Origin of the sequence: Acinetobacter sp. CFCC 10889 (assembly GCF_003268395.1) — a bacterium.
Taxonomy (GTDB): Bacteria; Pseudomonadota; Gammaproteobacteria; order Pseudomonadales; family Moraxellaceae; genus Acinetobacter.
On sequence record NZ_LQXQ01000188.1, the window covers coordinates 1 to 388 of the forward strand.

General features: G+C 38.9%; 1 protein-coding gene. It reads left to right on the top strand.

Annotation, left to right across the window (positions count from 1 at the left end):
- Positions 1-176: 176 nt before the first annotated feature.
- Positions 177-388 (top strand): transposase (locus tag AVJ19_RS21325; protein ID WP_171334256.1); only part of this gene is annotated, 212 nt, incomplete at its 3' end.

The following is a 388-nucleotide window of genomic DNA, read 5'->3' on the forward strand; positions in this document are numbered from 1 at the left end:
ACAAGTTAGTGAATAGCTTATTGGGATTAGCAACTAAATTTAGTTTAACTTATAAAAATCATGAAACACTGTTCGAATTTTAAGCGTGGAACATGAATAATCAATAAAAAGCCGCTCTGGTGGGCTTTGTTGCACAAACCTATCTGTACAGGCTTTTTCAGCGATATAATTTTCAAATGAAGAAGCCTACACACAAAATCTACCGCACAACCAATTGGTCCGCATATAACCGAGCACTCATGAGTCGCGGAAATATTGCCATTTGGTTTGATCCTGCTACGCAATGGTATGCTCCATCAAAAGGCAAACAAGGGCGAAATCAAACCTACTCCGACGCAGCTATCCAATGCTGCTTAATGATTAAATCCTTATTCCGTCTATCTTTAGG